Origin of the sequence: Shewanella mangrovi (assembly GCF_000753795.1) — a bacterium.
In the GTDB taxonomy this organism is placed as follows: domain Bacteria; phylum Pseudomonadota; class Gammaproteobacteria; order Enterobacterales; family Shewanellaceae; genus Shewanella; species Shewanella mangrovi.
Map to the genome: position 1 here is coordinate 1 of NZ_JPEO01000025.1, position 20683 is coordinate 20683.

Genomic DNA, 20683 nt, shown 5'->3' on the forward strand with positions numbered 1-20683 from the left:
CTCTACGGGCATAGCCCCGACTAAACGATCATCACCTCCATAGGAGGTGGTTTAAGGTTGACAATTAAAAAGGGCTGCAATGTAGCAGCCCTTGGTTGTGCATCGTGTCTAACCCGGTGAGTGGGCGTTGCTTGCCTTGCTCGTAGTTGCATTATTGGCGACAACCGCATGGCTTAATTGATCCGCCTGAAAGGCCTCAATAAATGGCTTTGCTTGTTCTGTGGGTAACAGGAAATACTCAGGGCTGAGTGAGCTTTTAAGCACAAAGCCTTTTGGCGAATTGTTTGCGTCATTCGTCGCTTGCTGAGTACTGCTCGCAGCATGGCTCAAGGGGGCAAGGGTATAACGTACCTCTTTGCCTTGATTGCGTTTTACCGTCACCTCAAGGACTGGGGCATCAAGGTTGTAGTCGCCCTGGCTGTCACTGCCGAGCAGTTTCGATACACGTAAGTTCGTGAGCTGATGCAGCACATTATCTAAACCGCTTACTTTTAGCTGTTCACCGGTTTTTAAAGGCACTAATTGCCAACCTGTATCAGTGTGCTTTTGCGGTTGTTTGCCATCGGCAAGCGCCGCGACCATGTTACTGCTGAGATCAGTATCGCTGGCTGGCGTTTTGTGGTTGTGAGAGCGGCTTAAGGTTACCCCATCAAAACTCACCGACTCAATCTCATTGGCTTTCAGTTGCAGCGCATCATGTTTAACCCAGTCACTGTAGTCAGCAGGCAACTGATACACAGGAAGATTGGCCAGATAAATCGCCTCATCACCTGCAACCCGAACGTGTGTTTTGCGCATAGCTGCCGAGGTGCCAATATACAAGGTGACGATATCGGTGCCTTTTTCCTGCAGGGTCACTTTACGCGCAAAACTGTTAGGCGCCACTTTAAAGCGCTCAGCCGCGCTGTCACTGTCGGCGAGTGCCTCACCATGTTTAAGAGTGGCTAAGGTATTGAGCAGTTGCCCAACCTGGTGCTGATCAGCGGCAAAATTGTCGTGCTCCGGCAACTGCCATTGCTGTTTGTCGCGTGTCAGTTTGACCGAGGCACCATTAGCGTCGCTCAGGATGATGCTATCAATTTTATTCGCATCTAACGCCAGTAACGCCTGATTGACCGAATGACTACTGACGCTGCTGCCGCTATTCAGTAGCAAGGTGAGCAGCAGTTGCGCTGCTAGCAGTCCACTTAACAGATAGATTAGTTTTTTCATCAGGTTATACCTCCGCGAGGATCTGTTGGTAGCGACGGGTATCGGCGCGTTTTACCTGCCGGCGCCAGAGCCATACCAGCAATAAACACAATACCGCGAGGCCATAGTTGAGATACTCCCAGAATTGTTGCTGCGCTAGTTTCATTCCGACTAAGGTGCGCGCGAATTGTGTGTGACCGCGCAGTGATAGCAAGGCCGGATCTTCCAGTGACCAATCGATACTGTTTTGAATGAAATCAATCGGTTTGTTGTAGAGCGAGCTTAGTCCTTGCGACTCAAGACTCAAGGTGTTGTCGCTGGCAAAGCCGTTACTGGCGATCACGATCAAACGTGCAGATTCGGGCGAGTGGGCTATCAGACTGCTGACCTTGTCACTATTCACAGTGGTTGCAGTTTTCCCTTGGGTTTTATTGCCGCTGGCTTGCTCATTGAGTAAGGGAGAGGCTTTACCGGCGAAGAATGAATCAAATGCCCCCGTTTCGGCTACCGCTAACGGATAAGACTGAGGTTTGCCCTCCGGCTTAAAGCCACTTTGCGGATTGCTGCGGTAATCTGGCACCAAATTTAGCTGGGCTGACAGCCAACTATGATCAGAGCTGCGCAGCAGAGTACTGACATCGCGTTTGGCGCTGAGGTTGTTATCAATGCTCAACGGTGATGCCCAGTTAAGCGTCAATTGCCCAAGTGATGCGGTGACAGGATTGTCGCCATCCAGTTGAGTATCACGTAAGTCGGGGAAGTAGGCATAGGGCATCATCTGCACCTGACGAATAGTGATACCACCGACATTGCGATTCACTGGGATTGGCAGCGCGGCATTACGCGGATCAAGCACCAGTTTGCTGTCCATGCTCATGCCAAAGTGTGCCAGCCACTTGCTGAGACCACTGCTATTGCTCTGGGCTGTGAGCCCCTGCTTAATGTTCACGTCATAGGGGGAGGTAGCAATCATCACACTACCGCCACGCATGAGGAACTGATCGATAGCAAACAGCGATTTTTCGTCGAGGTTTTTTGGCGCCATCACCAGCAGGAAGTCGGCATCTTGCGACACAGTACCATCACTCAAATCTTCATCTTCTACTTTGAGATTTTTCGACAGCTCTTCGCGCAACATGCTGTAGCTATTATTACTTGGTGACATGTAGTTAGCCTTAGGTGCCGCCAGCGCAACGGTTTTCATAAATCCCGGCGCTAAGCGTTGCAGCGCAGCTTGAATACTGTGTTTCAGTGTCGCCTTATCGAGTTTTTCTGGCAGCGGAATTTGTACCTTGCTGCCACCGTTTTCCAGCGTCATGTAGAACCAGAAGGGTTTACGATCTGTCAGCCCCATGACTTGCGGAGCAAATCCATATTCTTGCTTTAGTGTGCTCGCGAGTTGTGGGTTTTGCAGAGGATCGGCAAATTCTGTTTGCAGTTTTCCAGCCGCCTGCTGGGTTAAATCGCTGAGAATTTCATTCAAGGCACTACGCAGTTTTTGTAAGGGGGCGGGCAAGTTTTGTTTGCCGGAAATATAGCCGTGGAATACGACGTCGCCATGAATCGTGTCAAATGGATTGCCACCTGCTTGCCATTGATGCATGACATTACGAATGGCGCTGGTGACAGTGTATTCGGGATTTTTCAGCAATACATCGAGATGATCTCCTCGCCCCTTAACGTCAATCAGATCCTGATAATTGAGCACCTTAAACTTATCGCCGTAAGCTATCACCACATTGAAGTAAGAGCTCATCACTCCGGCCGAATATTTGTTAGCGGTTTCAAATGAAAGCGGCTTGATGCCATAGCGTGATGCCGCTTGTTGCTCGGCTCGTTGGTCTTTTTGTGGATCAATAAACTCCACATGAACCTTATTGCCAGACGCCACCGCATACTCTTGCAGCAAGTCCTTAATTTGCGGTACCAAGGGGGCTAACAAGGGATGGGTTTTGGCGGAAAAATAGCCGCGGATCAGCAACGGCTCTTGTAGCTGTGCCAGATAATGTTTACTGGCTTCAGACAAGGTATATTGCTGGCCTTGGGTCATGTCCAAGCGCGCCCAGTGCACTTGGTTTAGCCACAGATTACCCGCAATAAAGTTGATTACCACCAATGCTGTGACCCAGCGCCATTGGCGATGTTTACTGTTTTGTTGGTTACCAGCCCAGCGGATACGTTCCAAGCGCAGCATGTTTAACGCCAGAAATATGCCCACTAATGACAGGTAATAATATAGATCGCGCAGATCCAGCACGCCGCGGGTAATGGAGTCAAAGCGTGAGCCTGTGCCTAAACCGCGCAGTATATCTCCCGCGTGATAGCCAAACAGATTCGTCAGCTGTGGACTGCCGATAAGGTAGAACAGACCGCACACCACTAAGGTTAAGATCAGGGCGACGATAGCGTTATCGGTACGTGAACTCATGTACAGGCCGATAGCTATGTAGGCGGCAGCGAGGAACAGCGAGGCCACATAGCCACCAATCACCGGGCCCCAATCGAGCGGCCCCATCAAGGACACCGTAATAGGCAAAGGCAATGTCAGCAGCAAGGCGATGGCCACCAAGCCGAGCATGGCGGCGAATTTACCGATGATCAGTGTCAGCGGATTTACCGGACTAGTGAGCAAAGATTCAAGAGTGCCTGCGCGTTGTTCTTCCGACCAACTGCGCATGGTCAGTGCTGCTACCAGAAAGATCAGCAGTAGTGGAATCCAGTTAAACAGCGGTCGAACATCTGCGATGTTGCGGGCAAAAAAGCCTGCCACCCAAAACACCACAAACAGACAAGCAACGATGAAGGTCCCGAGAAAGAGAATCGCCGCTGGCGAGTTAAAGAAGGCGCGAAACTCTTTGCGCGCGATTTGCTGCCATTCAGCCATGGGCTACCTCCCGATTTACTTCAGCAAAGACAGTTTCTAGGTCGCGTTTACGTGGTTCCAACGCGTATAGCTGAAAGCCAGCCTGACAAACCGCGTTGGCAATGGTGGGGGCCAGCTCGGTGGCTGAGTCGATATTGCAATACCAGCGACCATCATTTGAGGGACGTTGTTGCAGCGATGCTATGCCGTCGATCTGGCGCAGTGCTGTTGTGGCATCTCGGTCGAGACACAGGCTGAGCCCTTGGTGGGTTTGCAATTGGTCCATACGGGCATCGACGACCAGCTGACCACGCCGCATGATCAATACCCGTTCACACACGGCTTGTACTTCTTGCATGATGTGAGTGGAGATAATCACGGTCGCCGTTTTTGCGAGCTCTTTGATGAGTTGTCGCATTTGTAAGATCTGCGTCGGATCGAGCCCATTAGTCGGTTCATCCAGAATAATAATATCGGGTTGGTGAAGCAGCGCTTGGGCAACGCCGACCCGTTGGCGGTAACCACGTGACAGAGTTTGAATCGGGGCTGTCGCTTTTTCTCTCAGCGCGGTACAACGAATTGCTGCGGCAACGGCGCGACTGCGTAACGGCGCCACCACACCATGCAACATCGCCTGATATTCCAGATAGTCAATCACTGTCATATCAGGCCATACCGGGCAATTCTCTGGTAAATAGCCAATTTTTGCCTGAATTGCTTGAGTTTCGAGGCCGACTTGCAGTCCGTCGATGTGAATCGATCCTTGGGTGGGCTCGAGGTAGCCGGTCAACATCTTCATAATGGTAGATTTACCTGCGCCATTATGGCCCAGCAATCCCACCACTTCACCGCGGTCAATGTGAAAGCTCACATCATCGACCGCGGTAAATTCGCCGTAACTGCGGCTTAGGTGTTCCGCCTTTATCATTATTTTCTCCGTCAATTTTGGGTAAAAGGGAGCCTGTCGTCACGCTGATGACAACCTGTGAGAGTTATTTTGGCATTGCCCGCTGCGGGGACCGGGAAGGGCTTAAGGAGGCCCGGTAAATAGTGACGTCATCAGCCGTGTATGCGGCGACTGATAGCGGCCAATGATTCGTCGGCAACTGGTCGTTATGGTCGCGCTAGCTTGGCTACTAAGCACCGTCATGGGCGGTTACTCCGTCACAATGAACAATTGAGGTTTAGACTAGTGACTCCGAGTGTAGCGAGGCTTTTAACGATGTTGAATGGTTAATCTGCTTATATGAACGGATGTTAATTTGAGGGAAATCTTCGCTTTAATTTTTTGCGCAATATGACGTTTTTTATCATAAAAACGCCTACGCTTAATGGCGGTAATCAATCAACGCTGGGTGGATATTAAGGTCGGTATTATGGAAATAGATCATCTGTTTATTTTATGCAGTCCTACCGCGCCAGAAGCTGAAGTGCTAGAGGCATTTGGTTTACAAGAGGGCGAGCCGCGCGTTCATCAAGGGCAGGGAACGGCGAATCGACGTTTTTTCTTTGGGAATACCTATCTTGAATTACTTTATGTTCAGGATGAGCTGGCGCTGCAGTCAGACACAAGCCGTATCACCCGTTTACATGAGCGTTTTGGACAGCATTGCAGTGATATTTCGCCGTTTGGCATCTGCTTTAAATCTTTGCCGAGCGGTGATGTTGAACTGCGGGATTACCGCCCCGATTATCTTCCGCATGATTATCAACTGGCGTTGGCTGCCAGTAATCCTCTCACCGAGCCAATGTGGTTTTTCTTAAGCAGCCCTGAGCACAAGGTTCCGCCTTATCGGACGCAACAGATGCTTGATTCAGCAGGATTTAGCCGACTCAGCGCAGTGATTATCAGTACCACGCAGGGCGCGAGTATATCGGCAGTGGCGAAGACGCTGGTGGCCGAAAGCTGCGTCTCTTTAGTGCCAGGACTGACCCCGTTGATGGAGTTAATTTTTGATGATGGCATCCAAGGACGCTGCCATGATTTTCGACCGGCGTTACCTTTGGTGGTGAACTGGTAACGCCGCGTTTAGCTGAGTGCCGATTACCCGGCTTTTTGCATCGCCTTTACCGCGTACTGTTTTGGCGTAACGCCAAAATGCTGTTGAAAACGACGGGAAAAATGCGCGGCGTTGACAAAGCCAGCACTTAAAAATGCTTGGGTAACACTTTGCCCTTGTTCTAAAAGTATTTGCGCACGGTGCAATCGCTGCTGCTGAATATATTCCATCGGACTACATCCGGCTAACGCAGTAAACTGTTGATAGAGTTTGCTGCGGCTCATACACGCCACTTTACACAACTGTTCAACATCGATGGCCCGGTGCAGATGCTTATCGATAAAACTGAGTACTGCGGTGAGCGCATTTTGCTCAGGATCCTGCGCGGCCAATTGCAACAACGCCTGATGACCATATTGACGCGCCATGCGTGACAGCAGTTCATCAACCCCGAAATTGAGCACTAAGTCGCGGTCATGGTCGCCCATCATAAACGCATCGGCAATCCGCAGTAGCAAGTGCTGAGTCGCCGCTGAATGGGTAATGTGCAGGTGATGGTTGGTAATGTTGCACCAGCTGTTGAGCTGAATATCAGCATGTTGCATGGCTAATTTATCGCGTGCCTCAATAATCCGCGTTGGACTAAAAGACAGTGTCAGACAGGTCGTTGGTGCTGCAGACGAGGCTTCGGGAAAGTCGATGTAGACTTTATCGCCCGGTGACATCACAAAGGATTCATTGGGCAAAAATGCTGCGTCATAACCATCTTCACCATGCAGCACTTTTTTGCCGCTAAGCATGGCGCAATACAGCACTTGGTCTGCATCAAGGCGCACACGTTCGGCTTCTTCGTAGGTGTCATAAATCGCTAAGTCTAAGCCGTGAGATTCATACAAGGTGCGATTTTCCACCAGTTGTCTCACCGTGCGGCGACTGGCGTGTAGCGGTTGCAACAGTGATTCTGCGATAGGCATCTTCACTCCTTTTTCAAGGTTCTTAGGATGTTACTTGCTACGTTCATCTGCTTATTTGTCGCTTAGTTAAATTAGCAGAACGTTTTGGACGCTCAGCAAACTAAAAAGGACAACCAGCGAAGTCATGAATGTTATTAAAGTCTAATCTTGATGTGACAAAACGCACAATACCACTAAAAGCTAAGAGGTAATGCACATGATTTACGCCAATCCTGGGGAGCTTGGTTCCGTTGTAACATTCAAGTCTCAATATCAAAACTACATTGGAGGCCGCTGGGTCGAGCCTGTTGCAGGCCGCTATTTTGATAATATTTCACCTGTAAATGGTGAGGTATTTTGTCAGGTGCCTTTATCTGACGAAGCCGATATCGAACTGGCATTAGATGCCGCTCACGCTGCTGCGGGTGCTTGGGGAAGCACATCAGTCGCTGAGCGTAGCAACATTATGCTGAAAATCGCTGACCGCATCGAACAGAATTTAGAACTACTTGCGGTAGCGGAAACATGGGATAACGGTAAGGCTGTACGTGAGACCTTAGCCGCTGATATTCCGTTGATGGTTGACCACTTCCGCTATTTTGCTGGTTGTATTCGCGCCCAAGAGGGTACAGCAGCAGAAATTGATAGCACGACAGTTGCGTACCATTTCCATGAGCCGCTCGGGGTTGTCGGGCAGATTATTCCGTGGAACTTCCCGTTGCTGATGGCGGCATGGAAGCTTGCGCCAGCGCTGGCAGCGGGGAACTGTGTGGTACTGAAACCAGCCGAACAGACACCGGCGTCTATTTTGGTGTTGATGGAGCTGATTGGTGATCTATTGCCAGCGGGTGTAATCAATATCGTCAATGGTATCGGTGAAGAAGCGGGGCAAGCACTGGCGACCAGTAAACGTATTGCGAAACTGGCCTTCACCGGGTCAACGCCGGTTGGGCAACATATTTTACGCTGCGCCGCAGACTTGCTCATTCCGAGTACCGTTGAGTTAGGCGGTAAGTCACCGAACATCTACTTTGAAGATGTGATGCAATTTGAAGACGACTATCTCAGCAAATGTGTTGAAGGTACTGTGCTGGCATTTTTCAACCAAGGTGAAGTTTGTACCTGTCCATCCCGTGCGTTAATCCAAGAAAGCATCTATCCTGAATTCATCAAACAAGTGGTGGCGCGTGCTGAGCGGATTGTACGTGGTAACCCGCTTGATACTGAGACTCAAGTGGGCGCGCAGGCTTCATTAGAACAGTTTGAACGTATCATGAATTATCTGGAAATTGGCCGTAATGAAGGGGTGAATTTCCTGATTGGTGGCGGTGTGGAGCAGATGCCGAATTCGACCTTGAATAAGGGCTTCTACATCCAACCCACTTTGATGTTGGGACACAACAAGATGCGTGTGTTCCAAGAAGAAATTTTTGGCCCTGTCGTTGGGGTGACCACCTTTAAAGATGAGGCGGATGCACTGGCAATCGCCAATGATACCGAGTTTGGTCTAGGTGCCGGGGTGTGGACTCGTGATATGAATCGCGCGTATCGCATGGGCCGCGGTATTAAAGCCGGACGGGTGTGGACCAACTGCTATCATGCTTATCCGGCGCATGCGGCGTTTGGTGGATATAAGAAATCGGGTATTGGCCGTGAAACGCACAAAATGGCGTTGGAGCATTATCAGCAGACCAAGAACTTGCTGGTGAGCTACGGCACTAGCCCACTCGGCTTCTTCTAGTTTTTTCTGCCGAGTCCCATAGGCTCGTGGGACGGTGGCAGAATCCCGAACCGGCGGATATCCCCCGCCGGTTTTTTTCGTCTGTTGGCTACAGTGGAAGCGCTGCTAGTCATGCAACGCAGGTGCGATATCACTGCCGCCTAATGCTAAATACAGGGTGGATTGCGCGGTCAGCTGATTGTAGCGATTTTGCAGCAGTGACGCCTCAGCGTTACGCAGCGTTTCTTGCGCTGTCAGCCAATCCTGAATACTCACCGCGCCATTACGATATTGGCTGGCGTAGATTTTCTCTGCCGCTGCTGCCGAGTCATATTGCAATTGCAGTTTTTCACCTTGATAGGCATATTGCTGCCGCGCAGAAATGGCATTGTTAACATCTTCAAAGGCTTTGTAGAGCGTTTGACGATAGCTAATGGTCGCCGACTGGTAATCTATATCAGCGATATCATTGTTGATGCTCATCTGCCGCCATTGCAAGAATGGCAAGGTCAAACCAGCCCCCAGCGTCCCGATAGGGTTGCGCAGCAACTCTTTGAGTTCACTGGATGAATCACCTACAGAACCGGTCAGATTTAGCGTCGGAAAATACTGCGCAAATGTCGCATCTTTGGCCGCTAAGCTGGCTTTCAGTTGATACAGCGCCGCTTTAACATCGGGACGTCGTACTAACAGATCGGCTGGTACGCCCGCGTTGATGGTCGGCACTTTGCCGTCAGGCAGTTTGTCGATGGCGATCGGAAACTGCTCTGGTGGCCTGTCGAATAAAATAGCCATGGCATTCTGTGCTTCAACGAGCTGCTGCACTAACTCACTATGGCTGGATTCCTGTCCCGCCAGGCTACGCTGGGCTTCCAGTACATTAAGCTGCGATACGGCGCCAGTGGCATATTGCTGCTGCGTCAGGGTTAATGTCTGTTTGGCATAGTCGATACTATTTTGGCTGAGCTGAATACGTTGTTTTAGGTAGCCAATTTGCCAGTAAAGTGAGGCGGTGGTGGCCACTAAACTTTGTGCAGTACTTTCGCGATCTTCCTGACTGGCCATCGCCGCCCATTGCGCTTGGTCGATGTTGGCCGACACTCGGCCCCATAGATCGACTTCGTAGCTAATCGAGGCGCTGGTGCTATAGCTGGTGCTGCTGTCGCCGCCATCCAGCGGTTTACTCTTAGTTGCCGCAACATTGGCGCTAAGTTGTGGCCACAGATCATCTCGTGATAATCCTGCTTGCAAACGTGCCCTTTGCAACGTGAGTGTCGCCAGCGCTAAATCGCTGTTGTGGGTGAGCACATCTTTGATCAGCGTATTGAGCTCAGGATTTTGAAAAGATTGCCACCAAGGATCTAATTTTACTGCATTAGCCACTTGGGTTTGTTGCCAGCTGTTAGGAATATCCAGCTGCGGCGGTTCAAACTCACTACGGGTCAGCATTCCACAGCCGCTGAGTAGCGTGCTACATACGGCGATGGTGGCCAAATGATATTTCATCGTTAACTGTTTCATTAGACATTACTCTCTGGCCAAGGCATCGACAGGATCGAGGCGCGCTGCATTGCGCGCAGGTAAGAAGCCAAACAACACTCCGATCAGGGTTGAGCAGGCAAAGGCGGCAATAATTGAATTGGTGGAGTAGATCATTTGGAAGTTACTGCTGGCTGAGGAGAAACCAAAGCCAATCAAAAATGACAGGCTGATCCCTAAAATACCGCCGCAGAGACAAACCAAAATCGCCTCAATCAAAAATTGCCGCAGAATATCGCCTTGGCGGGCACCAACGGCCATACGAACGCCGATTTCACGGGTGCGCTCGGTAACGGACACCAACATAATATTCATCACGCCAATCCCGCCTACAATCAATGAGATTACCGCAATCGCGGAGATCAGCAGTGTCATGGTTGCGGTGGTTTTTTCAATATTTTGTCGAATGGTATCGGTATTGATAGTGAAGAAATCTTCCGTGCCGTGGCGCATTTTCAGCAGGGTGATAATCCCTTGCTCAGCCGCAGCACTTGGTGCGTCTTGATTTATTCGGACCGAAATACTGCCAAGGTAATGTTGCCCCATCATGCGGCCACCCACCGTGGTGTAAGGCACCCAGACGGTAAGCGCATCATTGTTGCCAAAGGCACTTTGTTTCTTTTCGGTCACTCCGATAATGCGTACCGGTAAGCTGCCGAGAAAGATGACTTCACCAATCGGATTACTGTCAGGAAATAGCTCACGCTTGGTGTTGTCATCGATCACCGCTTCTTGTGCTAGTGTCTCGACGCTGTGGGCATCCCAATATTGTCCGGCGGCGAGTTCATAACCGCGCACACGGAAGAAGTCTGGGCCAACACCGCTGACCGAGGCGCTTTTGGCTTGGTTGCCATAGCGAATGGTAACACTGGTGCTGATGGACGGCGTCACACTATCAACAAAGGGTAAGTTATTGAGTGCATCGGCATCACTAGCGGTAAGGGTGCGAACGCGACCTGAGCGCCTGTCACCAAAGCCTTTGCCGGGGCGAATATCAATGGTATTGGTGCCCATGGAGCTGATGTTTTTCAAAATTGCTTGTTGTGAACCTTCACCTAAGGCCACCACCGACACCACGGATGCGATACCGATAATAATCCCCAGCATGGTCAAAAAGGTCCGCAGCCGATGTGATGACATGGCCAGCAGGGCCATTTTTAGCGCTTCGGCAAAGTTATCCCAAATGGCCAGCCAGTTGCGAGGTTGTGGCGTGTGGATCGGGATGGTCTTCGGTTCCGGCGAGGGCTTATTACGGCGATCGGCGAAAATTACCCCATCCTTGATTTCGATAATGCGGTCAGCATATTCCGCAACCTGCATATCGTGAGTGACGATAATAATGGTGTGGCCATCTTCATGCAGTTCTTGCAACAGCCGCATCATCTCTTCACCGCTGTGACTATCAAGCGCCCCGGTGGGTTCATCGGCGAGGATCACATCGCCGCCGTTCATCAACGCACGCGCCACACTGACGCGCTGCTGCTGGCCACCACTTAACTGGCTCGGTTTATGATCGAGTCGATCCCCAAGGCCTAAGCGTGACAGCAGTTGCTCGGCGCGTTCGTGGCGTGCTTCACGGGCCTTACCAGCATAAATGGCTGGGACTTCGGCATTACCGACGGCAGTTAAATCTCCCAGCAGATGGTAGCGCTGAAAAATAAAGCCAAAGTACTCGCGCCGTAGCTCGGCCAACTCATCGGCTTCCATTTTGGAGGTGTCGTTGCCATTGATGAAGTATGTACCTGCTGACGGTTTATCTAGACAACCTAGGATATTCATCAGGGTGGATTTGCCCGAGCCTGACTGACCCACAATGGCCACCATCTCACCACGTTCAATGGTGAGATTAATATCGTGCAGTACAGTCAGTTGCTGCTCGCCCGCCGGAAATGAGCGATACACACCACTGACTTCAAGTAATGGTTTGCTCATAAATTAAAATCTCATTGGTGGGCGACCCATACGATTGGTAAAGCTGTCGCCTGATGGCATGCCGATGATCACTTCATCGCCTTCATTAAGCCCAGAGGTGATTTCGGCATAGACTTTGTTGTTAATGCCGACTTGCACGTCACGATATTCCACTGTGCCATCGACCAATACTGGCACCTGATATTGGCTAGCGCGTTTGTGTGGCGCGGCGCTATTTGCTTTATTGGAGCGCTCGCCCGGTTTTCCGGCAGCCCCCGCCTTGCCCGCGGTGGCCTTGGCGGTTTGTAATACTTGTGCGGGCACCAGCAGCACATCGTTCGCCTGTGCCAGGATGATCGATACCTGAGCGGTCATGCCAATACGAAGTGCACGATCAGCGTTGTCGACGTCAAACAAACCGTTGTAGTAGATAGCATCAGAGTCACTGGAGGTCATGTCTTTATCATTGCCATCCATCGATGTCGGGCCGGGCTCGATGGCGCGCAACTTGGCATAGTATTTTTTATTGGGGTTACCCAAAATGGTGAAATACACCTGTTGGCCCGGTTTGACGTTGACCACATCGGCTTCAGAGATCTGCGCCTTAACGGTCATTTTGTCGAGCTGTGCCATTTCCACAATGGTTGGCGTGGTTTGATTGGAGTTAACGGTTTGGCCCACTTCGACCGCGTTGTAGACCACTGTGCCGTCCATCGGTGCTTCAATGGTGGTGTAACCTAAATCCACTTTGGCGTTATCGACCTGGATTTCAGCTTGCGCTTGTTGCGCTTTTAACTGTTCTAACTCGGCTTTATAGACGGTGAGATTGGCTTCTGCCGCTTCATAATCTGCTTTAGAACTGGCGTTATCGGCAAGCATTGCTTTTTGTCGCGCGTACTCTAACTCTGCCTGATGGATCTGTGCTTGCTTGGCGCGATACTGCGCTCTGATGCTGGTGAGTGAGGCTTGGCTGTTTTTTAAACTGTTCTGTTGCGTCAGGCTGTCGATCTGCGCAATCAAGTCACCTTTCTTGACCTCTTGGCCGAGCTCGACTGACAGGGTTTTAATCTGACCGGATACCTGCGCACCAACATTCACTAATTTATATGCCTGCAACATGCCGTTGGCTAAGACGGTATTTTCAATATTGCCGCGGTGTGCTGGTTCAGTAGCATAGGTCGGGGCGGGTTTTGGACGGGTTGCATAATAGATAGCAACTGCAAGCGCAATTACAACTAACACAGCGACAAAAATCAGCTTGCGTTTCAACGATTTTTTCATTTGCACAGAATTCCATGAAAGTCCAACAACGAGTCTCACTCGGCGGATACAAAATGATAAAAACTTCACTCTCGGCAGTATATCCAGTTTACCGTGAAGGCCGAGTCCGAAAGTGTAAGGAATTGGTAAAGATTCACAAATGAACGTATAAATTTACGTTAAATCATGTGGATATACACAATTGGTTAAGAGTTATTAACCTTTTGAAACACCTATGTCAGTGCTTGTCATAGTTTTGCAGCTCGGCCTGTGAGTTGTTGCCGATTGTCATGTTTCTGTCATTAAACTTTCTTAAACTTGCCGTAACTCGTGTCACGGCAGACGCCAGTTTTCTTTCGCCGTCACGCCGTGTTTTCCAGCGTTGAGGAAATGTTTCACATGGCCGCTAGGCGTTTGCTTCCGTCCTTTATTGGACGACTGTTTGCTCGTTTTATTATCCGACTGTCAATTTCGCAGAAGGTGATTCTTGGTTTTTCACTGCTGGCTTTGTTGATTATTGGCGGCTGCATTGCCAATTTACTGTCGAGTGAACGGGTCGAGCAGCAACTCAACCTGATGACCGATTCAGCCACGCCGCTGGTGTTGCAAACTAACCAGCTGGGGAAAGTATTGCTCAATGCCGATCGCCAGCTTAAAACCGTCCCCGGCATTGAAGATAGCCACCTTGCTATCACCACCATTGATAACTTTGGCGAACTGAAGAACGCGTTTGCGGAGGCGTTGGCAGAACTGAAACGCTTAGCCGGAAGTAACGAAGAGTTACAGTCACTTATTTCCCCCCTAGATAGCTTAGACGAGGACTACTTTGCCCAAGGCAAAAGCTTGGGGGAGCAGCAGCTTGCTAAGTTAAAAGCGGAAGAGCAGTTGACCGACTTACGTCAACAATGGAGCAGCCTCGCGGGTGAGATTAGCCGCAGCGGTGTCGACATTTCAGCCGTACAAGACAGTGTGATGTCGTTGATGGGCGCCACCGATGACTTTGCTGTCAGTCGAGCGGGGCAAAACATCGAGCAACAGAAAACGGCATTGACGCAACCTTTGTCGAGTGATGCACAGCAACTACTGAATCAGCTTGTGGCCAGCAAAACTGCTGCAGTGACAGCGAATCAGCAACTGCATGAACTGATTGATTTTACTGGCGGCACCATAGATTACGCGATTGCCGTACTCGGAGCGGTCGATCAGGCGGCGCATACTTCGGTCACTGACAGTGCCGCCAAGGTACGTGCCGCATTGCAGACCGGGTTGTGGCTATCACTGATTGCGCTGGCAATCTCGTTGCCATTAGTGATTCTGGTGACCGCCAATATCTATCTTTCGATAAAACGTCCACTCAAGGAACTATTGCGCGTTCAACATGCTGCAGTCGATGGCAACTTGAGTCAGGATGTTAACTACAGCAGCCATAACGAATTTGGACTGCTCGCCAATAGCACCAATGCGCTGCTAAGCCATATCCGGCATATGCTGCAGCAATTTACTGATGGTGCCTCACAGTTGACCAATGTCGCCGAACAAACTCGCAGTCGCTCGCAGCAGACACATCAGGCACTGGACGCACAACGTCAACAAACTATGCAAGTTAATGTGGCGATGGAGCAGCTAGGCAAAGCAGTAGAAGAAGTGGCACAGGCAGCATCGTTATCGCTCGACAGCGTTATCGCCATGGGCAACGCCGTGACCAAAGGCCGCGAGCAAGTGAACGTTAGCATCAAAGGTTCAGAAACCTTGGCCAGCCATCTCAAAGACGCGAGCGAATCGCTTAAAGCGGTGGATAGCTCATCCAGTGAAATCGGCGGCGTGTTAGATGTGATTAAAGGTGTTGCTGAACAAACCAATTTGTTGGCGCTCAACGCAGCGATTGAAGCTGCGAGGGCTGGCGAGCATGGGCGTGGCTTTGCGGTGGTCGCCAGTGAAGTACGTACGCTGGCGCAGCAAACGGGTGAGTCTGCCAATACCATCAAACAGATTATTGATCATCTGCAACAACGGGCGCATGCCACGGTAAACCTGATGGATAATTGTCAGATGGCAATGGCAGAAGGCTTACAACAAAGCGCCGATACCGCGAGCTGCATGAACGATATTCAGCAGCTGATTGCTGATGTGAGCCGCAACAGCGAACAGATTGCCAGCGCCGCAGTTGAGCAGCAAAGTAGCTGCGAACACATTGCCAGCAATATTCGGCAAATTGCCGATTTCACTGAAGATAGCTACGCGGGGGTCAGTGCTTTTGCTGAGTCCAGCGAACATCTGGAACAACTGGTATTGGCGCAAGAGCAATTGGTCACTAAGTTTCAGGCTTAGCAGTGCTCGGCACCTTAAAGTAGCATGCCGCCCGAGGCCTCAATCCGCTGCCCAGTAAGCCAATAGCTATTATCGCTAAACAACATCGCGATAATCGCGCCGATGTCGTCAGCTTGTCCCACGCGCCCCTTAGCGGTAACACTGGTGACAAACTGATGCACTTGCGCATTATCCCGGACTGTTCCACCGTTAAAGTCGGTGGCGATAGCGCCCGGTGCTAGCGTGTTGACGCTGATACCATATTCGCCCAGTTCCCGCGCCAGATAACGTGACATCACTTCAATCCCCCCTTTCATCATGGCGTAAGCACTTGCTCCCGGCAGCGAGAAACGAGCCAACCCTGAAGACACATTGAGAATATGGCCACCGCTTTTGATAAATGGCAGCAGCGCTTGAGTGAAAAAGTAGGGCGCTTTTAGATGCAGATTATAGAGCTCATCAAATTCTGCCATCGTGGTTTTAACAAAAGCTTGGTGTAAGCCAGTGCCTGCATTGTTCAGCAGGTAGTCGATGTTATGCCGTTCAAATACCCGTGGTAACTGCTGCTCAAGCTGTTTCATAAATGCGTCATATGCAGCAAAGTCCCGCATATCAAGCTGCAGAGCAAGTGCGCGCCGTCCAAGGGCTTTGATGTCGCTGACGACATCTTGTGCTGCGCGTTCATTGCTCAGATAAGTGATGATGACATCAACGTCAGCATTGGCGAGTGCAATGGCGCCGCTGCGGCCGAGGCCACGGCTGCCGCCGGTAATAAGTGCAAGTTTACTCATGGGGATTCCTTATGAATGATAGCGTGATAATGAACGCGACTAAGCTTACGTGGTGCACTTGGCTTGATAAATTGGCGGAATCCATTAAGACTGTTCATATAATGTGAACATTATTGATGATATTTAGTGTAACGAATGGGGACTGCAGGCGCCGATGGATAAACTTGAATGCATGAAACGTTTTGCTGTGGTGGCGCAAACAGGCAGCTTTACCCAAGCTGCTGATCATCTGAATGTGCCTAAGTCGGCCGTATCTAGTGCCATTAGCCGTTTGGAAGAACATCTGCAAAGTCGGCTACTGCATCGCAGCACGCGACGTGTGACCTTAACTGAGGCGGGCGAGCGTTTCTTGCCTCAGTGCCAAAAGTTACTCGATGAAATCGAAGGCTTAGAGAATCAATTTCAGCAGCAAAGCCAAACCATAAGCGGTGAGATACGCGTGGATATGCCGGGACGGTTTTTCTCACTGGTAGTGGCACCGCGTTTGCCCGAGTGGTTTGCGATGCATCCACAGACGCAAATTCGTTTAATGGGCGCCGATCACCGCATTGATCCGATCACAGCACGAGTAGATTGCGTGTTACGTGTAGGGCCACTTGACGACAGTGATTTAATTGCCAAAAAACTAGGTGAATTTCCACTGATAAATTGTGTGAGTCCCGCTTATGTCGCGCAGTATGGCGCTCCGTCAGAGCTTGATGAGCTGGACGAGCACTATCTGATTGACTATGCGCCTGGGATACGCCATCAAACGCAAGGGTTTGAATATTGCCACCAAGGTCACAACAAGCGCATTGCAATGCGCAGCCAAGTGTCGGTGAGCACTACCGATGCTTATCTGGCTGCGTGTCTGGCGGGACTCGGTATCGCTCAGTTGCCTCTTCACGGGGTGGCACAGCAGCTCGCCGATGGCACGTTAGTGTCGGTTTTAGAACAGCATACGCCAACGGCATTGCCAGTTGCAATTCTATATGAATCCAGACGGCATCAGCCGCAACGTCTGCGTTTGTTTATCGATTGGTTAGCCACACTTGTCGCTGAGCAACAAGCTTAAGCCACACAATTGCTTTGGCGTCGATTTACCCGCAGCAGCGCAAGGCGTAAAATGCGCCACCTTTTCTTCCATTCACATCCTGTTGCGGATGTGGAGCACATGCATGAATCCTATCGTTGTCACCATTTCGCTACTGGTGTGCAGTAACGTGTTTATGACCTTTGCCTGGTATGCCCACCTAAAAGAGCTGAATAACAAATTTTGGTTGCTCGCCGCATTACTGAGCTGGGGAATTGCCCTGTTTGAGTATCTTCTGCAGGTGCCTGCTAACCGTATCGGCTTTACGGTGCTGAGTGTTGGACAACTCAAAATCTTACAGGAAGTCATCACCTTAATGGTGTTTGTGCCGTTTTCGCTGTTTTACCTTAAAGAGCCATTGAAGCTAGATTATTTGTGGGCGGGACTGTGCTTAGTCGGCGCGGTGTATTTTGTGTTCCGTAGTAAGTTTAATTAACTGAACCTTAATGAATCGATAAGGAAAGTGCGCCAAATTAACAAGGTTGCCCGCTAGAAATGGGTGAACTGCACAAAAAACGCAAAGTTCGGTAAATTTGCCGCGCTAACCACTAGCTCATTGCGACAATTATTTATATATTGTTGCAACTGAAAACGATTCTCATAAAGATTTATGTCTAAAAAATGGGTTCAACGCATTAGCTTTCGCCTCCACCAATGGCTAGGACTTGCCAGCGCTGCGGTGCTGTTAATCGTCGGTGCTACCGGTGGATTACTGGCATTGGAAGATCAGATAACGGCCGCGTGGCCGACAGAGAAGGTTGCTCCACAAACGCAAATTCTGTCGACGGCGAAGCTCTTACCCGCGTTACAGCTGCCAGGTAAGCAGTTAGAACGTATTTATCTCGAAACCGATGCTGATGAGCCCGGCCGGGCGCTTTATCGTGATGAGCAAAGCAAGCAGCGCGAATGGCGGATCTTTAATCCATACACTGGCGACGTTTTGGGGAATCGTCCAGCGATTAGTGAGTTTTTCGGTGATGTGATGGCCTTGCATCGCTGGCTACTGATGCCTAACTCTATTGGCAGTCTGTTTACTGGGACTGCGGCGATTATGGCAATTATCTTTTTGATTGCCGGTATTATTCGCCGTGCGCCTGATAACTGGCGTAACGTGAAAGATTGGCTGGTATGGAAAAAGGGCAGTAGTGGTCGTCATCTGTTGTGGCAATGGCACGCGTTGCTCGGCACTTGGTTTTTTATCCCAATCTTTATTATGGCGATAACCGGCCCTTGGTTTGCGTTTGATTGGTATCGCGACGGCGTGCGGAGCGCGTTAGAAACGCCTAAACCTAAGCAAATGTTAAAAAGCAGCAGCGCTGAGGTTGATCTCGATGCGGTATGGCACACATTGCAAAGCACGATTCCTAATGGCCATTTTGCTCGCTTATATATGCCGCGTAAGCCCGGCGATGCGCTCAACGTGCGTTACCTTGACGCGGATGCTCCGCATCATCACGCCTATTCCGCTTTAAGTCTCGATTTAGCCACTGGGAAAATCCTGTCGCAGCAACGCTATGCCGACTTATCCGGCGGTGATTTTATTCTGGCCAATATTTACGCTTTCCATACTGGGTTATTTTTCGGTTTACCGGGACGGATTATTTGGTCGCTGGCAGGATTGGCGTTTGGCTCGTTCGCGATAACGGGCGTTTGGTTGTTCTTTAATCGTCGCGCAAGACCAAAAGAGTCGGTCAGCGGTAAGGCGGATACCTTGATTGCCTACGCCAGCCAAAGTGGTACCGCTGCGGCGTATGGTAAGCGGTTACAAAGCTGGTTTGAGCAACAGCAACTGACAACTCACCTCCGTTGTGTCAGTAAATTGCAACCTGAAGAGCTAATGGAATACCGCCAAGTGCTTTTGTTGGCTTCCACTTATGGTGAAGGGCAACCACCTGATACTGCACTGGCGTTTCAGCAGCGACTGGCACAGGCCAATACCGCGCTGCATAACGTTCAAGTTGCGGTGTTAGCATTTGGAGATAGCCAGTATAAGCAATTCTGTGCCTTTGGGCATTGGCTGTCGACACGTTTACAAGAGTTGGGTGCTGTACCACTGATTCCTATCACAGAGGTCGACCGAGGTGCGGAGCAAACCATCAGTCAATGGAATCAGTCGTTAGCGCAGCGTTTGCAGTTAAGTTTGGACAAATTGGATAGCGGTTTTGTCGAGGCGACTGTGGTTGAGCAGCGTTGCTTAAATCCAGACAGCGGCCGAGAAGTTTATGATGTGCAACTGAAACTTGCAGACGAATGGCAAGCTGGCGACTTGTTGGAATTGATGCCAACACTCAATGAAACAAGCAGCCGTCAGCATCTGCAGCAACTGGGGTTCACCGGCGATGAAGCCGTGGCTGTTGCCGATGGTGAGTTGCCCTTGTGGCAAGTACAAGCGCTGACCAAAGAGTTGGGTGGCAAAGCGACGTCTATAGCGCAATATTTGCAGCAGACGCCTGACTTAGCGGTGCGTAGCTACTCAATTGCCAGCGCGCCTAGTGCTAAATTAGTGCGTTTAATGGTGCGCAAGGTGGTATTGGATAACGGCTGTTTTGGACGGGCATCTGGCTTACTCGCAAACGCTCAAGTGGGCGATAGTCTTAGCGTGCGCCTCAAACCCCATCAGGCATTTCGTTTGCCGGAGCAAGATGTGCCACTGATCATGATCGGGGCTGGTACTGGGCTAGCGCCATATCTTGGTTTCCTTGAACAGCTACAACAGTCTCAACGAAGCAGTCGTACTTGGTTGCTGTTCGGTGAACGGTATGCCGACAGCGATGCGTATTACGGTGATGAACTGGCGCAATACCTTGCCAATGGCGTGTTATCTAAACTCGATTGTGCTTGGAGTCGCAGTCGAGATAATGTCGCGCGCGGCCAATATGTGCAGCAATTGTTAGCGCCGCAGAGCCGCTTGTTGAGCGAATACCTTGCACAAGGTGCGCACATTTTTGTTTGTGGCAGTATTGATGGCATTGGCGTTGGTGTTCATCAAGCGTTAGTCGAAGTGTTGGGTGAAACTCAGCTCAATGCTTTGGTACAACAAGGACGCTATCATCGCGATTTGTACTAACCATCATCA

At 50.4% G+C, this 20683-nt stretch carries 14 protein-coding genes; 6 read left to right on the top strand and 8 right to left on the bottom strand.

Translation table 11 applies throughout. The features are described from left to right. Window positions 1–108: 108 nt before the first annotated feature. Genes HR45_RS17935 through HR45_RS17945 form a run of 3 tightly spaced genes read right to left on the bottom strand, consistent with a single transcriptional unit; the run spans window position 109 to window position 4982 of the window. Window positions 109–1212 (bottom strand): DUF4340 domain-containing protein, encoded by a 1104-nt coding sequence (locus tag HR45_RS17935; RefSeq protein WP_037445654.1) that lies wholly within the window; start codon window positions 1210–1212, stop codon window positions 109–111. Window positions 1213–1216: 4 nt separating this feature from the next. Further along, a complete protein-coding gene (locus HR45_RS17940) occupies window positions 1217–4075 on the bottom strand; it encodes a Gldg family protein (RefSeq protein WP_037445655.1) in 2859 nt (952 codons plus the stop codon). Then, on the bottom strand, window positions 4068–4982 hold the full coding sequence (locus HR45_RS17945; protein ID WP_037445656.1) for an ABC transporter ATP-binding protein: 915 nt from the start codon (window positions 4980–4982) through the stop codon (window positions 4068–4070). The genes HR45_RS17940 and HR45_RS17945 overlap by 8 nt, the downstream gene beginning before the upstream one ends. A gap of 403 nt (window positions 4983–5385) precedes the next feature. Here HR45_RS17945 and HR45_RS17950 point away from each other — a divergent pair, with 403 nt between their 5' ends. Further along, a complete protein-coding gene (locus HR45_RS17950) occupies window positions 5386–6075 on the top strand; it encodes a VOC family protein (RefSeq protein WP_052074828.1) in 690 nt (229 codons plus the stop codon). A 23-nt stretch (window positions 6076–6098) separates the two neighbouring features. Here the strand turns inward: HR45_RS17950 and HR45_RS17955 are convergent, their stop codons facing one another. Beyond that, window positions 6099–7028, bottom strand: a complete 930-nt coding sequence (locus HR45_RS17955; protein ID WP_037445657.1) for a helix-turn-helix domain-containing protein — start codon at window positions 7026–7028, stop codon at window positions 6099–6101. A 196-nt stretch (window positions 7029–7224) separates the two neighbouring features. On the opposite strand from HR45_RS17955, the gene exaC reads away from it, so the two are divergent. Next, on the top strand, window positions 7225–8748 hold the full coding sequence (gene exaC / locus HR45_RS17960; protein ID WP_037445658.1) for an acetaldehyde dehydrogenase ExaC: 1524 nt from the start codon (window positions 7225–7227) through the stop codon (window positions 8746–8748). Between the two features lie 105 nt (window positions 8749–8853). On the opposite strand, the gene HR45_RS17965 is transcribed toward exaC, so the two are convergent. The 3 genes from HR45_RS17965 to HR45_RS17975 are packed head-to-tail and all read right to left on the bottom strand — an operon-like array spanning window position 8854 to window position 13458. After that, complete coding sequence (locus HR45_RS17965; protein ID WP_037445659.1) at window positions 8854–10248, bottom strand: efflux transporter outer membrane subunit; 1395 nt, start codon at window positions 10246–10248, stop codon at window positions 8854–8856. 6 nt (window positions 10249–10254) lie between these two features. Continuing rightward, a complete protein-coding gene (locus tag HR45_RS17970) occupies window positions 10255–12198 on the bottom strand; it encodes a MacB family efflux pump subunit (protein ID WP_037445660.1) in 1944 nt (647 codons plus the stop codon). Window positions 12199–12201: 3 nt separating this feature from the next. Continuing rightward, window positions 12202–13458: an efflux RND transporter periplasmic adaptor subunit gene (locus HR45_RS17975; RefSeq protein WP_037445661.1), complete on the bottom strand. Its 1257-nt coding sequence runs from the start codon at window positions 13456–13458 to the stop codon at window positions 12202–12204. Between the two features lie 378 nt (window positions 13459–13836). On the opposite strand from HR45_RS17975, the gene HR45_RS17980 reads away from it, so the two are divergent. Continuing rightward, on the top strand, window positions 13837–15765 hold the full coding sequence (locus HR45_RS17980; RefSeq protein ID WP_037445662.1) for a methyl-accepting chemotaxis protein: 1929 nt from the start codon (window positions 13837–13839) through the stop codon (window positions 15763–15765). A gap of 14 nt (window positions 15766–15779) precedes the next feature. On the opposite strand, the gene HR45_RS17985 is transcribed toward HR45_RS17980, so the two are convergent. Continuing rightward, window positions 15780–16535, bottom strand: coding sequence for an SDR family NAD(P)-dependent oxidoreductase (locus HR45_RS17985; RefSeq protein ID WP_037445663.1), 756 nt, complete (start codon window positions 16533–16535; stop codon window positions 15780–15782). 154 nt (window positions 16536–16689) lie between these two features. On the opposite strand from HR45_RS17985, the gene HR45_RS17990 reads away from it, so the two are divergent. From HR45_RS17990 to HR45_RS18000, 3 genes are all read left to right on the top strand, one after another. Beyond that, window positions 16690–17589: a LysR family transcriptional regulator gene (locus HR45_RS17990; protein WP_037445664.1), complete on the top strand. Its 900-nt coding sequence runs from the start codon at window positions 16690–16692 to the stop codon at window positions 17587–17589. A gap of 103 nt (window positions 17590–17692) precedes the next feature. After that, the gene (locus tag HR45_RS17995) at window positions 17693–18043 is read left to right on the top strand and encodes a DMT family protein (RefSeq protein WP_037445665.1); all 351 of its coding nucleotides are present in this window, start codon (window positions 17693–17695) and stop codon (window positions 18041–18043) included. 174 nt (window positions 18044–18217) lie between these two features. Continuing rightward, window positions 18218–20674: a PepSY domain-containing protein gene (locus HR45_RS18000; RefSeq protein ID WP_037445666.1), complete on the top strand. Its 2457-nt coding sequence runs from the start codon at window positions 18218–18220 to the stop codon at window positions 20672–20674. Window positions 20675–20683: the final 9 nt, after the last annotated feature.

What these genes read in the sequence shown, in the direction of transcription:
- HR45_RS17935 (WP_037445654.1), bottom strand. Translation starts at nt 1,212, where the DNA reads ATGAAAAAACTAATCTATCTGTTAAGTGGACTGCTAGCAGCGCAACTG.
- HR45_RS17995 (WP_037445665.1), top strand. Translation starts at nt 17,693, where the DNA reads ATGAATCCTATCGTTGTCACCATTTCGCTACTGGTGTGCAGTAACGTG.
- HR45_RS17965 (WP_037445659.1), bottom strand. Translation starts at nt 10,248, where the DNA reads ATGAAACAGTTAACGATGAAATATCATTTGGCCACCATCGCCGTATGT.
- HR45_RS17940 (WP_037445655.1), bottom strand. Translation starts at nt 4,075, where the DNA reads ATGGCTGAATGGCAGCAAATCGCGCGCAAAGAGTTTCGCGCCTTCTTT.
- exaC (WP_037445658.1), top strand. Translation starts at nt 7,225, where the DNA reads ATGATTTACGCCAATCCTGGGGAGCTTGGTTCCGTTGTAACATTCAAG.
- HR45_RS18000 (WP_037445666.1), top strand. Translation starts at nt 18,218, where the DNA reads ATGTCTAAAAAATGGGTTCAACGCATTAGCTTTCGCCTCCACCAATGG.
- HR45_RS17975 (WP_037445661.1), bottom strand. Translation starts at nt 13,458, where the DNA reads ATGAAAAAATCGTTGAAACGCAAGCTGATTTTTGTCGCTGTGTTAGTT.
- HR45_RS17945 (WP_037445656.1), bottom strand. Translation starts at nt 4,982, where the DNA reads ATGATAAAGGCGGAACACCTAAGCCGCAGTTACGGCGAATTTACCGCG.
- HR45_RS17950 (WP_052074828.1), top strand. Translation starts at nt 5,386, where the DNA reads ATGGCGGTAATCAATCAACGCTGGGTGGATATTAAGGTCGGTATTATG.
- HR45_RS17955 (WP_037445657.1), bottom strand. Translation starts at nt 7,028, where the DNA reads ATGCCTATCGCAGAATCACTGTTGCAACCGCTACACGCCAGTCGCCGC.
- HR45_RS17970 (WP_037445660.1), bottom strand. Translation starts at nt 12,198, where the DNA reads ATGAGCAAACCATTACTTGAAGTCAGTGGTGTGTATCGCTCATTTCCG.
- HR45_RS17985 (WP_037445663.1), bottom strand. Translation starts at nt 16,535, where the DNA reads ATGAGTAAACTTGCACTTATTACCGGCGGCAGCCGTGGCCTCGGCCGC.
- HR45_RS17990 (WP_037445664.1), top strand. Translation starts at nt 16,690, where the DNA reads ATGGATAAACTTGAATGCATGAAACGTTTTGCTGTGGTGGCGCAAACA.
- HR45_RS17980 (WP_037445662.1), top strand. Translation starts at nt 13,837, where the DNA reads ATGGCCGCTAGGCGTTTGCTTCCGTCCTTTATTGGACGACTGTTTGCT.